The sequence below is a fragment of the Mucilaginibacter sp. genome (genome assembly GCF_965200995.1).
In the GTDB taxonomy this organism is placed as follows: domain Bacteria; phylum Bacteroidota; class Bacteroidia; order Sphingobacteriales; family Sphingobacteriaceae; genus Mucilaginibacter.
In genome coordinates, this window is record NZ_OZ241743.1 from 1,858,770 (window position 1) to 1,872,947 (window position 14,178).

Sequence of the window (14,178 nt, forward strand, 5' to 3'; positions counted from 1 at the left end):
TGTTTTTATAAGCACATGATTACCAATTTGTTGTAAAAATAAAATGTTAATTATGTAAACCTTTGTCAACCCTTTTTTGCATTGATAAAAAAGTACCTTTACCGGAAATTATATCACCTATGTATCGTGTTTATAAGCACATGAGGCACCTGCTCATCATTAGTGCCATGCTGGCATTTACCTCTGCCTTTGCACAAAGCGGCTTTGTAAAAACCAATGGGCAGCAGTTTACACTTAACGGTAAGCCTTATTATTATATCGGCACCAATTACTGGTATGGCGGTTTGCTGGCCGGGGTAAAGGGCGAAGCCGGCAAACAGCGGCTTAACCGCGAGCTGGCCGAAATGCAGAAGCAGGGCATTACCAATGTACGGGTGCTGATTGGCGCCGAAGGCGTATCAGCTAATGACCAGCAACTGCCTTACATTATGCAACCCAAAAAGGGGCAGTATGATCAAAACCTGCTGGCCAGCCTGGATTATTTTCTGGCACAATTAAGTAAGTATCAAATCAAAGCCATTCTGTATTTTACCAATAACTGGGACTGGAGCGGCGGTATGGCGCAATACCTGAGCTGGAACGGCTACGGGCAGCCCCCCGTACCGGGCGGCGTAGGCTATGGCGCCACCGGCGGCGGCAACTACTACCAGGATTATATCAAATACGTAAGTCAGTTCTACACCTGTGATGCCTGCATGGCGGATTTAAATCAGCACATTAAATTCATATTGAACCGCAAGAATACCGTAAGCGGCCTGCTCTATAAAAACGATCCGGCGGTAATGGCCTGGGAACTGGCCAACGAGCCGCGCCCGATGCGGTCATCCAGTATTGATGCCTACCATAAATGGATTGCGGCTACTTCGGCCTACATCAAAACCATTGATAAAAACCACCTGGTAACTACCGGCAGCGAGGGTACTATGGGTACCGAAGGCCGTTTAGACTTGTTTGAGCAAACCCATGCCACGCCTGGTATTGATTACCTGACGATACACATCTGGCCCAAGAACTGGGGTTGGTTTAAAGATACTTCCATTACCGCCGGTATGGAGCAGATTAAAAAGAATACAGGCGATTACATTGACAAGCATATTGCGGTAGCGCAAAGGCTGAACAAGCCGCTAGTGATAGAAGAATTTGGCTTGCCGCGCGATAACCACTCCTTTTTACTGGGCAGCACTACCGGTGCACGTAATACTTACTACCAGTTTGTATTTAATTACCTGGAACAAAGCAAACAGCATAACGGCCCGGTAGCGGGTGTCAACTTCTGGGGCCTGGGCGGTTACGGTAAAATTGACACCCAGCGCCACAACTGGCGCAAGGGCGACGATTTTACCTCAGACCCCGGCCAGGAGGAGCAGGGGCTAAACTCCGTGTTCTTCTCTGATGCATCTACCTGGCAGGTGATACGTAAAGCAGCACAGGAAGCAAAGAGGTAAAGAGACAAAGTATATAAATAATTTATAAATAATTACTGTCATTCTGAGCGATAGCGAAGAACCTGTACACTTGTTAGCCTAAGTACAGGTTCTTCGCTATCGCTCAGAATGACAGTTAAAAGTACTCCCTTCCGTGATAAGTAATAGGGGTTATTTTCCGTAAACGCCCTGCAAATACGCCTTTACCGTTACCGGTTTACGGCCCAGTATTTCTTCTAACGCAGGGTTTACGTTGCTAAACTCGCCTTCTTCGATAGCTTTGGCAAAACCAGCCGACATCTGGATAATTTCTTCGGGTACCCCTGCCTGTTGCAGTGCCGCAGTAAATTCTTCTGCCGAAGGTGAAACATAGCTTATGGGTTGCCCGGTGATGGCCGAAATGTCATCCGCTATCTGCTGCCATGATACCGCTTCCGCTCCGCTGATTTCAATAGCTTTATTATGATATTTTTCCGATTCGTCCAGTAAAATTATTGCGGCAGCTTCGGCCATGTCCGTGCGCAGGGCAAAGGCGGCTTTGCCTTCACCGGCCGGAAAGTAAATGGTTTTATTGTCCAGTACCTGCGGCCCGGCCCATAATGGAATTAAATCTTCATACAAGGTATGCTGCAGGATGGTATAGGTTAAGCCGGATTCTTTCAAAGCCTGCTCTGTGCTTAAATGGCTTTGCGCTACAAATGCGATGGGCGAGGTGCCGGTTTCATTTTTGCGCTGGGTGCTGGTGTATACCACGTGCTTTACACCGGCTTGTATTGCAGCTTTAACTACATTGCTGTGCTGCTCGCCCCGGGTAGGGAGGTCGTTGCCGGATACAAAATAGATCTTATCCGCCCCTGTAAACGCAGCTACCAGCGAATCATAATCGTTATAATCACCTTCTGCTATCTTTACGCCTTTTTTCTGCAGTACGGCGGCTTTAGCCTTATCGCGCACTAAAACCTTCAGGTTGGCGGCATTGGTTTTTTTTAGCAGGGCATCTGCTACAGCAGCCCCGAGTTGCCCGGTAGCACCGGTAATTAATATCGTACTCATTTGTTATTTTTTACAAACCAAAATATATTTAGTTACTTTTGGAGAGTGTAAAGGTATACAGGGATTTAGCAAATTGCAAGAAGGCACTGCGCCACCTGTAACTTACCCGGAAGTAACTAATATTCATAGTCAACAGTTTATGCTAAAAGAAATTTTGAAAAAATATCAGGACATTGATACCTGCCCGGTGCGTAACGTGCTGGACCGGGTGGGCGACAAGTGGTCGATACTCATTATATCTGTTTTGGGCGAGTACGGCACCCTGCGGTTTAACGAGCTGAACCACATTGTGGGCAATATATCGCAAAAGATGCTTACGGTTACCCTCAAAACACTGGAGGCCGACGGGCTGATCTCCCGAAAACTGTACCCGCAGGTGCCGCCCCGGGTAGAGTATACCTTAACTGAACTGGGTACCACCCTGCTGCCTGCCATTGAGGGCCTTACCAAATGGGCGGCTACCTATATGCCGCAGGTAATGGCTTCGCGCCGGCGTTACGCTGGTAAGCATGAGCATCCAGATTAATTTTCTTTCTGTAAAAATACACTTTGTTGAGGGCGCTGCTATTTCACTGTATTAATAAGTATATTGCCTGCACCAATTATTGCTTTTTATGAAAATTCATACCCCATTATCCCTGCTAACTATAGGTGTGCTATGCGGGGCAGCTGCTTATCATAATTCTTCGCTGCCTGCTAAAGGGCAAATCATAACCATACAAAATCCGGGTGGCCGTATGCTCCGGTATTCATCAGCGTCAGGCCTGCACCTTATTAAGCAAGGTAAGCTTTCGTTTAAAGATTTAAATAAGAACGGTAAACTTGATGTGTATGAAGACTGGCGTTTGCCCGCGGAGGTGCGCGCACGCGATTTAGCCTCCAAACTTTCGCTGCCGCAAATTGCCGGGCTGATGCTATACAGCAGGCACCAGCCGGTACCTGCTGCGGCAGGCGGGCCCTTTGCCGGTACCTATAATGGTAAGGTTTTTACCGAGAGCGGTGCACAGCCCTCCGACCTTTCTGACCAGCAAAAGGAGTTTTTAACGAAGGATAATGTACGCCATGTGCTGGTTACCTCGGTAAAAAGTCCGGCCGTGGCTGCCGAATGGAATAATAATATGCAGGCTTTGGCCGAAGGTACAGGGCTGGGTATCCCGGTCAACATCAGTTCCGATCCCCGGCATGGTACTGTAGCCTTTGCCGAGTTTAACGCCGGGGCAGGCGGGCAGATTTCTATGTGGCCCGGCTCTTTGGGCATGGCCGCCACCTTTGACCCGGCTGTGGTAGAGCAGTTTGGCCATATTGCCGCTGCCGAATACCGGGCGCTGGGTATTGCCACCGCACTTTCGCCGCAGGTGGATTTAGCGACCGAGCCCCGCTGGAACCGGGCGAGCGGCACCTTCGGCGAGGGGCCGTTGCTGGCTACCGATATGGGTAGGGCTTATATTGATGGCTTTCAAACCTCCGCCGGCAGCAAAGAAATTGCCGGCGGCTGGGGATATACCAGCGTGAACGCGATGGTAAAGCACTGGCCGGGCGGCGGCTCGGGCGAGGGCGGGCGCGATGCGCATTATGGCTTTGGCAAGTATGCCGTTTACCCGGGTAAGCATTTTGCCAAAAATATGATGCCTTTTACCGAAGGCGCTTTCAAGCTGAAGGGCAAAACCGGCGTAGCTTCGGCAGTAATGCCTTATTATACCATATCGTACGGGCAAGACACCAAAAACGGTGAGAACGTAGGCAACAACTACAACAAATACATCATTACCGATTTGCTGCGTAATAAATACCATTATAACGGCGTGGTATGTACCGACTGGCTGGTAACGGCCAATGAAACCGCCATCAACGTATTTTTAAGCGGTAAATCGTGGGGCGTAGAAAAACTTACCGTTGCCCAGCGCCATTATAAAGCATTAATGGCAGGCGTAGATCAGTTCGGCGGTAATAATGAGGCCGCTCCGGTTATAGAAGCATATAATATGGGTGCTAAAGAGTATGGCGAATTGTTTATGCGCAAGCGTTTCGAGCAGTCGGCTGTACGGTTGCTCAAAAATATATTCCAGGTGGGACTGTTTGAAAATCCTTACCTCGATCCGCAGGTATCGCAGGCTACCGTAGGTAAGCCCGAATATATGAAGGCCGGTTACGAGGCGCAGCTGAAATCCATCGTGATGCTGAAGAACCAAAACCAGGTACTGCCCCTGCAAAAGCAAAAAACAGTATACGTACCTAAGCAGTTTACCCCGGCCGGTATCAATTTTTTGGGTATGGCTACGCCCGAAAAACTGGATTACCCGGTAAGCATCAATGTAGTTAAAAAATACTTTAAGGTAACCGATAACCCGGAGGAGGCAGATTATGCGCTGGTGTTTATTAACAGCCCGGCCAGTGGAGGTGGTTACAGTGCCGATGATGCTAAAAACGGCGGCAACGGTTATCTGCCTATACCGCTGCAATATAAACCCTATACCGCAACCGATGCCCGTGCCGAAAGCATTGCAGGCGGCGACCCGCTCGAAACCTTCACCAACCGCAGCTACAAAGGCAAAAGTGCAACCGCTACCAACACTACAGATTTAGCTATGGTAACCGATACCTACGTCAAAATGAAGGGCAAGCCGGTAATTGTATCCGTACTGGTGAATAACCCTTTGGTATTTGCGGAGTTTGAAACCAGTGCTAACGCTATCCTGGCCCATTTCAGTGTGCAGGACCAGGCCCTGCTGGATATTATCACCGGTGCCCGCGAACCTTCGGCCCTGCTGCCTATGCAAATGCCGGCCGATATGAAAACCGTGGAAAAGCAGGACGAAGATGTACCGCTGGACATGAAGTGCTATAAAGATAGCCAGGGGCACACCTATGATTTTGGCTACGGCCTAAACTGGAAAGGCGTAATCAAAGATGCCCGTACAGCGAAATATGTGAAGAAGTAAAAAATTGAATGTCATTCTCAGCGACAGCTGCTTTTGCTATATAGTAAGCGTCTGTACAATTTACCTTTAGTCGTTTAAAAACGAATAATCCTATATTGGCTGCACATTCTCTACCCGTAACTGCTTATGCCTGTTGTTACCATACTGTTTTGCATTCTGCTGCTCATTCTGCTGGTAAGCTGGCTGAAGGTTAACCCTTTCCTGGCTTTTTTACTGGCTTCGGTTACGGCCGGGTTGTTGCTGGGGATGCCGCTGCCCAGGGTAACGGCCTCCGTGCAGAAAGGGTTAGGCGATACGTTGGGGCAACTGGCCATCATTGTGTGCCTGGGCGCCATGCTGGGCAAACTGATTGCGGAAAGTGGTGCGGCGCAAAAAATAGCGGAGGTGCTGATTGGCATTACCGGTGAAAAATATATTCAATGGGGACTGATGGCTACCGGCTTTATTACCGGCCTTACCCTGTTTTACGGTATCGGCTTTGTGCTGGTGGTGCCGCTCATTTTTTCGGTTACCTATAAATACAAGCTGCCGGCCGTATATACCGGGCTACCTATGGTAACGGCCCTGTCGGTAACGCATGGTTTTTTGCCGCCGCATCCTTCGCCGGTGGCGCTCATCGGGCAGTTTCATGCTGATATAGGGCATACGCTGCTGTATGGCCTTATCATTGCCGTACCCACCATTATATTGGCCGGGCCGGTATTTGCCTCTACCTTAAAAGGTATCACGGCGGAGCCATTGGATGCCTTCCGGCCCAAAGAAATTGCTGCAGACAAACTGCCCGGCGCCTTTAGCAGCTTTATGGCGGCGCTGCTGCCGGTACTGCTTATTATGCTGAATACACTATATTTTCAGTTTGCTAAACCGGATGCTGCCTCACCGCTCACCAAAATCATCTCCTTTTTTGGCGATGGCTCGGTGGTAATGCTCATTGCGCTTATCGTAGCTACGTTTACTTTAGGCATCAGGCAGGGCAAAACCATGCCGCAAATTAATTCTATATATGCCGAAGCGGTAAAGGACATTGCCCTGGTGCTGCTTATTATTGCAGGGGCAGGGGCCTTTAAACAGGTACTTACCGATAGCGGTGTGAGCAGCAGCATTGCCGCCTCGTTACAGCATTTGCCGGTGCACCCGCTGGTGGCAGGGTGGCTCATTGCGGCGGCTATCCGTGTTTGCCTGGGTTCAAGCACAGTGGCAGGGCTTACGGCGGCCAGCATGGTGGTAGGGCTGGTAGGCCCCGGCAGGGCTGATGCCAACCTGATGGTATTAGCTATAGGTGCGGGCAGCCTGGCTTTTTCGCACTTTAACGATAGTGGCTTCTGGCTGTTTAAGGAGTATTTTAACCTGAATATTAAAGACACGCTGCGCTCGTGGTCGGTAATGGAGTCGCTGGTGGCAGTGTTCGGGCTGGCAGGGGTAATGCTGATCAATGCATTTATTTGAGCAGAAGGTAAATGAATAAAGTTGCGTTAGCGATTGCAGCGGAAAACCCGCAGCGAGGTACGAGCGAGGATTTGCAGCGTAAAGCGCGGGCCGCAAGGCAACGCCCCCAAACGAATGAGCGAATAACAGAAGGATTGAGTGATAGAAAAGTGGATTAAAATAAATATGTCATCCTGAGCGTCAGCGAAGAACCTGTACGCTTTGTTCTGCAACAGTACAGGTTCTTCGCTGACGCTCAGAATGACAAACTTTTTTAAGAAATAAAGTAATCTGATGTGTTGTTATATCACATAAAGTACAACAGCACCAATATAACATTAACAACTATGGAAAAACAAGCATACGGCATCATCGGCCTTGGTAAAATGGGCGGTAACCTGGCACTGCAGGCGGCCGAAAAGGGCTATGCCATAGCCGGTTACGACCGCTTTGCCAATCCTGACTTTCTACAGCATGAAAACATCCGCCTGGCCGATAGTCTGGCTGGCATGGTAAACAGCCTGCAAACACCGCGCAAAATCTTTATGTATATCCCTGCCGGTAAAGCGGTGGATGATTTAATTGCAGAGATTACACCGCTGCTAAGCGAGGGCGATATATTAATTGACGGCGGTAACTCTTACTGGGGCGACAGCATCCGCCGCGCCCAGGCGTTGCAGGAGCAGGGTTTGTTTCTGATTGACTGCGGTACCAGCGGCGGCATCAGTGGTGCCCGTAACGGTGCCTGCTTTATGGTAGGCGGCGCAAAAGAAGCGGTGGAGCAAATAGCAGGTTTACTGAAGGCTTTGGCGGTACCTGAAGGTTACACCTGCACCGGCGCATCGGGTTCGGGCCATTTTGTAAAGCTGGTACACAACGGTATTGAGTTTGGTATGTTACAGGCCATTGGCGAAGGCATGGCCCTGCTGGCCCGCTACCGCGAGCAACTGAATATCAGTGAAATATTGCACACCTGGAACCACGGCTCGGTAGTACGCTCGTGGCTGGTGGAACTGATGAAGCAGTTGTATGACGAGAAGAAAGGCTTCAATGTACCTTCCTACGTGGATGATACCGGTGAGGTAAACTGGCTGGTTACCGATGCCATGAAGATGGAGGTTTCTATTCCGGTAATTGCACAATCGGTAATGCAGTTAATCGCTTCACGCGACAGCGAAAACATTTCGCCTAAATCCATCGCCATGATGCGAAACGGCTTTGGCGGGCACCCTTTCGGACCCGATGCGCATATTGCTTATGAGCGGCACCACGGGCAGGTAGGCAGTTATGTGGAGCCTGCTGAATAACTTTTAAATCAATATTGAATAATGAATGTTGAATAGCCAAATACCGGAGTAATTATAGTCAGTTCAATATTCATTATTATACAAATGCGTTATTACATTACTTTATTGCTGCTGTGGCTAACTGCTGCAGGATATGCCCAAAACCAGCAGGGCAGCACCTACACTTCGTTCGATGGGGCTAAAATTTATTATGCCTCTGCCGGAAAGGGTTACCCGGTAGTTTTGCTGCACGGTTTTGCTAATACCAGCGCCAACTGGCTGAAAACACCTGCTTATGCTACATTGGTAAAAGCCGGTTACCGGGTAATTGTGCCTGATATGCGGGGCAACGGCCAGTCGGCCATGCCCAATGAGCAGGGGTATGCCAATGATGCACAGGTAAAAGACATTGCCGGGCTGTTAAGCAGCCTGGGTATCACAAAATATGATGTGGTAGGTTACTCGCGCGGCGCCATTGTGGCCGCCCGGTTGCTGGTATTAGATTCTACCCACATCCGTAAAGCCATACTTGGCGGTATGGGCGATGCCTTTACCAACCCCAACTGGGAAGTGCCCAGGCGTTTTTACCAGGTACTGAGCGGCGATACTACTGCGCGCAACAAGTATGGTATGCAGGGTACGCTTGATTATATCGACAAGATGCACTTTAACCGTATGGCTTTGGCTTACCAGCAAAAATACCAGCCGGTAACCACACCACAGGAGCTTGGGCGCATTCATATCCCGGTAATGGTGCTGCGCGGCAGCAACGATGTGGATAATGGCTCGGAGATGGTATTGCAAAGCTACATTCCCGGCGCCCGGTTGCAGTACACTCCCGGCGATCATAATCATGCCTACAGTACGCAGGAATTTGCCGATGCGGTGCTGGCATTTATGAAAGAGTTGTAAAGCATGCCAGGCTGTAAAGTGCAAGCTTAATCGCTGTACTTCATTATTTTACTTTGCAGCTTAGCAATTAATCTGTTACCTTGCCCTACCTTTATACTACTTAACTGCTTTATCTTATGAGAAAAACATTGGCTTTGCTTTGCTGCTGCGCATTGCTTTGTGCCACAGCCACTGCGCAAACCACAGTTATTAATGACATTAACGTAGTGCCTGTACCGGTTAAAGCTACGCGCATGACAGGTTATTTCACCCTGCCTAAAAGCGTAACCATTGATGCACCTGCCACCCCCGAACTGGCCGTTGCGGTAACTACCCTGAAAAACAGGCTGACTACTGCTGCCGGTTCAACGGTTACCTTACAGCACAGCCTTACTTCAACCATCAGTTTGTTGCTGAACACGGCTGAAAATGCAGGCTTGGGTAAAGAGGGTTACCAGTTATCAGTAATGCCTAAACGTATTGTAATTACGGCCAATACACCGGCCGGGTTATTTTATGGCGTGCAAACGCTGTTGCAATTGTTTCCGCCGGCCATAGAGAGTAAAAGTAAAATGGCAACTGTGGCCTGGAAAGCGCCATGTGTGCAGATTGTGGATTATCCCCGCTTTGAGTGGCGCGGACTGATGTTTGACGTGGCCCGCCACTTTTTCACCAAAGAAGAAGTAAAGCATTATATTGATGACATGGTGCGCTATAAATTTAACATACTGCACCTGCACCTGGCTGATGATGAAGGCTGGCGCATTGAAATTAAGAGCCTGCCTAAGCTTACCCAGGTAGGCGCTTACAGCGTAAAAAAAGAAGGTTACTTTGGCACTTTCTCGCCTGCTGCACCTAATGAGCCCCGCAATTATGGCGGGTTTTATACGCAGGATGATATACGCGAGCTGGTTAAATACGCACAGGCCCGTTTTGTAAACATTATGCCCGAAATAGATGTACCCGGTCATAGCCTGGCCGCGGTAGCCTCTTACCCTGAACTTTCCTGCACACCGGGGGCTGATAAGTACCAGGTACGCTCTGGCGAAGTAATTATGGACTGGAGCAAGCGCCCGCCCGAAGCGTTGATTGATAATACCCTTTGTCCGGCGAACGAGAACGTATATGTATTTTTGGACAAGGTGATGACCGAAGTTGCCCAGTTGTTTCCGTTCCAGTATATTCATGTGGGTGGCGATGAGTGCCCTAAAAACTTTTGGGAGAAAAGCGATGCCGTTAAAGCCCTGATGCAGCGCGAAAACCTGAAAACACAGGAAGAAGTACAGTCCTACTTTGAAAAACGGCTGGAAAAGATTGTAGAATCTAAAGGCAAGCGTTTTATGGGCTGGGATGAAATTTTAGAGGGCGGCCTGGCGCCTAACGCTGCCGTGATGAGCTGGCGGGGCATGAAGGGCGGTATTGCTGCTGCCAAAATGAAGCATGATGTAGTAATGAGCCCTACCGATTTTGCCTATATTGATTATATGCAGGGCGACCAGGCCATTGAGCCTAAAGTATATGCTACACTGCGCCTCAACAAAGCTTACCAGTTTGAGCCGGTGCCCGATAGCGTGGATGCCCGTTATATTAAAGGCGGCCAGGCTAATTTGTGGACGGAGCAGGTATACAACATGCGCCATGCCGAATACATGACTTATCCCCGCGCGCTGGCTATCTCCGAATCAGTATGGTCCCCTAAGGCGAACAAAAGCTGGCCCGATTTTGCCAGCCGGGTGCAGCAGCAGTTTAAGCGGCTGGATGCTGCCGAGATTAATTATTCCCCTGCGGTGTATGACCCTATCTTCAATGTAACTGTAAATGCCGCCAATGAGTTGCAGGTGGGCTTATCTACCGAAATAACCGGGCTGGATATTTATTACAGTTTTGATAATACCTTTCCCGACCGATTTGGTAAAAAGTACAGCCAAACACTGATTGTACCTAAAGATGCCTTTCAAATGCGGGTGATTACCTATAAGGGTAAAGAGCCTGTAGGGCGTATGATTAACCTGACGGTTGAGGATATGAACCGCCGCACCAGGCGCAAGGTTAATACCGTAGCTGCGGTTAACTAAATCAGCAAGATATAAACCCGCCAACCGCCGCTTTACCTGTTGAAAGGTAAAGCGGCGGTTTTGTTTAAAGCTATGGCTGCAAACGGCAACCGAAAGAGGGGAGAAGTAATAAGTTTAATGAAACAGATTCGATTTAGTTCCTTGTGTAACATTTGTGCTACTTCAACCGCTAATTGCTATGTTTGCAATTGCAGGCTCTTGATATAACTCTTTAGCATCAAGGGGTAGATTCTAAAATGAAAGTTCGCCTTTACTTTTTGTTGTTGCTGATGTGTGGCACCCCGGTGCTGGCTATGGCGCAGGATACTAAATCTATCCCAATCCCATCTATCATCCCGGCAGGAAAGAACAGTACACCGCAAAAAGATACCATTATCAAGAATGATAAAGGCATAACGCAGAAGGATTTTGGCGATGTGCTGCGCCGGCTGTTTCACCGTCCGCCTGCGGCAGGCATAGATTCTGTTACCTCAAAACCCGAAATTTCTGTAGTGCCGGCCATTGGCTATACGCTGGTATCAAGGTTTGCTATTGTACTGTCGGGTAACATAGCCTGGCGCAGAGGGCCGCAATCGCGCATTTCCACCATCATTGCCAGTGCCGATTACACGCAGAACAAGCAGTTCACCATTCCCATTCAAACCAGCATCTGGAGCAAAGATAATAACTGGAATTTTTTGGGCGATTACCGCTTTTATACCTATCCCCAACCTACCTACGGGTTGGGCAGTAATACCAATATCAGGGATGAAAACCCGATGGATTTTAATTTCGCGCGTTTTTATGAAACCGCCCTGCACCATATTACAGGTAACCTGTATGCGGGTGCCGGTTACATTGTAGATACGCACTGGAATATTTCGGACGAAGGGCCGCTTAATGGCGCTCGTAATGATTACCGCAACTACGGCACACGCAGCCATACCATTTCTTCGGGCAATACCCTGAATGCGGTGTATGATTCACGTGATTTTTCCATTAATCCCTCAACCGGCTGGCTCGCCAGTGTGATGTATCGCCGGGCCGACCGCTTTCTGGGCAGCACCACGCACTGGTCATCATTATTGATAGATGCAAGGCGGTATTTCCATTTCCCCGAAAGCTCTAACAATGTACTGGCCTTCTGGACGTATGACTGGCTGGTACTCACCGGGCGCCCCGGTTATCTCGACCTGCCCAGTACCTCATGGGACCAAAACTCGGCTACCGGCCGCGGCTATATACAGGGCCGTTTTCGTGGTGCACAGATGCTGTATTTAGAAAGTGAGTACCGCTTTCAGCTCACCCGTAACGGGCTGCTGGGCGGCGTTATCTTTGTAAACGCCCAAACGCTGTCGGCCGCGCCGGGCACCAGGCTGCAATCCATTCAGCCCGCCATTGGCCCCGGCCTGCGCATCAAACTCAATAAAACCTCGCGTACCAATGTGGCTATTGATTACGGCTTCGGCCGGCAGGGATCGAAAGGGTTGTTTATTGATGTGGGTGAGGCGTTTTAGTTTCTTATAAATTGCATCATGTTATAACTTTAGTTATGCGTTCCACTTTAAGAAATATCGGCAACTCTAAAGGCATCATCTTGCCACAGCAATTATTAAAGCAATGTTATATTGAAAATGAGGTAAACATTGAAGTCAAGGAAAACTCAATTGTTATTACGCCTGCCGAAGATAAATGGAAAGGCTGGGCCGAAGCATTTCAGGCTATGGCAGCGAACGGCGATGATGAGCAGGCTTTGCCTGACACTTTTGAGGATGAAGATACCAGCGACTGGACATGGAAATAAAACAGTACGCCATCCATTGGATTAACCTCGACCCTACCCAGGGCAGCGAGATAAGCAAAACCCGGCCCTGCGTAATCATATCGCCTGATGAAATGAACCGTTACCTCAGAACCTTAATTATTGCACCTTTAATCCACATACTGAAAGATTATCCTACCCGTGTAATATGTAAGGTGAATGAGGAGCAGGGCGCTATAATGCTGGATCAGATCAGAACGGTAGACAAGCAAAGGATTGGCATCTCATTAGGCCGGTTAAATATACAAGAAGTAGCTGCGGTAAAGCAGGTGCTGTTTCAAATGCTGTGCTAAAAGAAGTTACGTAGAACAAATTCAACAGCATAAAAGGTTCACCATGTCATTTCGACCGCAGGGAGAAATCTTCTGCTACACACAGGCTGCTTTAAGAAGATTTCTCCCTGCGGTCGAAATGACAACAGGTTTCATTTCTAAACAGCTTTTCAAATTTTAAAACTTACTGGTAGTACTAATGTACATAATACATTATTAATACCAAATGTCTCCCTTCTTCTCCGGCACCAGCAACATCGTCGTACCTGCCAAAAACAAACAGGCCTACCCGTCCGATTTTCAGGATAAGAGCCGGCTGACTTATTATGGCTCCCTGTTTAATAGCGTGGAGGTGAACAGTACCTTTTACAAGTTGCCTATGGCTAAAACGGTAGCCAAATGGGCTGGCGAAGTGCCCAATGATTTCAGGTTCACGTTTAAGCTATGGCAGGAAATCACCCACCAAAAGGGTTTTAATTTCGATCCGGATTTAATTCCGCAGTTTATCAGTGTAATTAACCAGGCCGGCCCTAAGAAAGGTTGCCTGCTGGTGCAGTTGCCGCCCTCTACCGCCCTTAACCCACCCCGGCTGCATGATCTGCTATCGGAAATCAATCAGGCCAACGAGGCCCGGCAGTGGAAGATAGCCGTAGAGTTCCGTAACCGCTCCTGGTACCAGGAGGAGGTGTATGAGCTATTAGACCAGCACCGGGCGGCTATGGTATGGCACGATTTGCCGGCCTCCGCCGCGCCCATGCCTGATAGCGATACCGATTTTATCTACCTGCGCTTCCACGGCCCGCAGGGCGGCTACCGTGGCAGTTACAGTGACGATTTTTTGTACGAATATGCCCAATACATCCGCGAATGGATGCAGGACGGCAAAGAGGTATACGCCTACTTTAACAACACCATGGGCGAGGCGGTTAAAAACCTCATGACGCTGAACCGGATGGTAAGTGAGCTGCTTTAGGTAACAAACTGCAATAAAACAAGTTGTAAATTATGCGTA

General features: G+C 48.9%; 12 protein-coding genes. 11 read left to right on the forward strand and 1 reads right to left on the reverse strand.

Annotation, left to right across the window (positions count from 1 at the left end; all coding sequences use genetic code 11):
• Positions 1 to 119 precede the first annotated feature (119 nt).
• A complete protein-coding gene (locus ACY652_RS08840) occupies positions 120 to 1,445 on the forward strand; it encodes a glycoside hydrolase 5 family protein (protein WP_462267969.1) in 1,326 nt (441 codons plus the stop codon).
• 150 nt (positions 1,446 to 1,595) lie between these two features.
• Here the strand turns inward: ACY652_RS08840 and ACY652_RS08845 are convergent, their stop codons facing one another.
• Complete coding sequence (locus ACY652_RS08845; protein WP_462267971.1) at positions 1,596 to 2,477, reverse strand: SDR family oxidoreductase; 882 nt, start codon at positions 2,475 to 2,477, stop codon at positions 1,596 to 1,598.
• Positions 2,478 to 2,616: 139 nt separating this feature from the next.
• Here ACY652_RS08845 and ACY652_RS08850 point away from each other — a divergent pair, with 139 nt between their 5' ends.
• The 10 genes from ACY652_RS08850 (at position 2,617) to ACY652_RS08895 (ending at position 14,139) form a co-directional block, all read left to right on the forward strand.
• A complete protein-coding gene (locus ACY652_RS08850) occupies positions 2,617 to 3,003 on the forward strand; it encodes a winged helix-turn-helix transcriptional regulator (RefSeq protein ID WP_462267973.1) in 387 nt (128 codons plus the stop codon).
• An 88-nt stretch (positions 3,004 to 3,091) separates the two neighbouring features.
• A complete protein-coding gene (locus ACY652_RS08855; RefSeq protein ID WP_462267975.1) occupies positions 3,092 to 5,416 on the forward strand; it encodes a glycoside hydrolase family 3 protein in 2,325 nt (774 codons plus the stop codon).
• Between the two features lie 126 nt (positions 5,417 to 5,542).
• Positions 5,543 to 6,862 (forward strand): gluconate:H+ symporter, encoded by a 1,320-nt coding sequence (locus ACY652_RS08860; RefSeq protein WP_462267977.1) that lies wholly within the window; start codon positions 5,543 to 5,545, stop codon positions 6,860 to 6,862.
• 326 nt (positions 6,863 to 7,188) lie between these two features.
• Entirely contained in the window at positions 7,189 to 8,148 is a 960-nt protein-coding gene (locus ACY652_RS08865; RefSeq protein WP_462267979.1) for an NADP-dependent phosphogluconate dehydrogenase, read from the forward strand.
• Between the two features lie 84 nt (positions 8,149 to 8,232).
• Positions 8,233 to 9,039: an alpha/beta fold hydrolase gene (locus ACY652_RS08870; protein ID WP_462267981.1), complete on the forward strand. Its 807-nt coding sequence runs from the start codon at positions 8,233 to 8,235 to the stop codon at positions 9,037 to 9,039.
• Between the two features lie 116 nt (positions 9,040 to 9,155).
• Complete coding sequence (locus ACY652_RS08875; protein ID WP_462267983.1) at positions 9,156 to 11,093, forward strand: beta-N-acetylhexosaminidase; 1,938 nt, start codon at positions 9,156 to 9,158, stop codon at positions 11,091 to 11,093.
• 236 nt (positions 11,094 to 11,329) lie between these two features.
• A complete protein-coding gene (locus tag ACY652_RS08880; protein ID WP_462267985.1) occupies positions 11,330 to 12,589 on the forward strand; it encodes a BamA/TamA family outer membrane protein in 1,260 nt (419 codons plus the stop codon).
• 35 nt (positions 12,590 to 12,624) lie between these two features.
• Positions 12,625 to 12,876, forward strand: a complete 252-nt coding sequence (locus ACY652_RS08885) for an AbrB/MazE/SpoVT family DNA-binding domain-containing protein (RefSeq protein ID WP_462267987.1) — start codon at positions 12,625 to 12,627, stop codon at positions 12,874 to 12,876.
• Entirely contained in the window at positions 12,867 to 13,187 is a 321-nt protein-coding gene (locus ACY652_RS08890) for a type II toxin-antitoxin system PemK/MazF family toxin (RefSeq protein ID WP_462267989.1), read from the forward strand. Before ACY652_RS08885 ends, ACY652_RS08890 begins: the two co-directional genes overlap by 10 nt.
• 205 nt (positions 13,188 to 13,392) lie before the next feature.
• Entirely contained in the window at positions 13,393 to 14,139 is a 747-nt protein-coding gene (locus ACY652_RS08895) for a DUF72 domain-containing protein (RefSeq protein WP_462267991.1), read from the forward strand.
• The last annotated feature ends 39 nt before the right edge of the window (positions 14,140 to 14,178 follow it).

What these genes read in the sequence shown, in the direction of transcription:
- ACY652_RS08855 (WP_462267975.1), top strand. Translation starts at nt 3,092, where the DNA reads ATGAAAATTCATACCCCATTATCCCTGCTAACTATAGGTGTGCTATGC.
- ACY652_RS08875 (WP_462267983.1), top strand. Translation starts at nt 9,156, where the DNA reads ATGAGAAAAACATTGGCTTTGCTTTGCTGCTGCGCATTGCTTTGTGCC.
- ACY652_RS08880 (WP_462267985.1), top strand. Translation starts at nt 11,330, where the DNA reads ATGAAAGTTCGCCTTTACTTTTTGTTGTTGCTGATGTGTGGCACCCCG.
- ACY652_RS08850 (WP_462267973.1), top strand. Translation starts at nt 2,617, where the DNA reads ATGCTAAAAGAAATTTTGAAAAAATATCAGGACATTGATACCTGCCCG.
- ACY652_RS08865 (WP_462267979.1), top strand. Translation starts at nt 7,189, where the DNA reads ATGGAAAAACAAGCATACGGCATCATCGGCCTTGGTAAAATGGGCGGT.
- ACY652_RS08840 (WP_462267969.1), top strand. Translation starts at nt 120, where the DNA reads ATGTATCGTGTTTATAAGCACATGAGGCACCTGCTCATCATTAGTGCC.
- ACY652_RS08895 (WP_462267991.1), top strand. Translation starts at nt 13,393, where the DNA reads ATGTCTCCCTTCTTCTCCGGCACCAGCAACATCGTCGTACCTGCCAAA.
- ACY652_RS08885 (WP_462267987.1), top strand. Translation starts at nt 12,625, where the DNA reads ATGCGTTCCACTTTAAGAAATATCGGCAACTCTAAAGGCATCATCTTG.
- ACY652_RS08890 (WP_462267989.1), top strand. Translation starts at nt 12,867, where the DNA reads ATGGAAATAAAACAGTACGCCATCCATTGGATTAACCTCGACCCTACC.
- ACY652_RS08860 (WP_462267977.1), top strand. Translation starts at nt 5,543, where the DNA reads ATGCCTGTTGTTACCATACTGTTTTGCATTCTGCTGCTCATTCTGCTG.
- ACY652_RS08870 (WP_462267981.1), top strand. Translation starts at nt 8,233, where the DNA reads ATGCGTTATTACATTACTTTATTGCTGCTGTGGCTAACTGCTGCAGGA.
- ACY652_RS08845 (WP_462267971.1), bottom strand. Translation starts at nt 2,477, where the DNA reads ATGAGTACGATATTAATTACCGGTGCTACCGGGCAACTCGGGGCTGCT.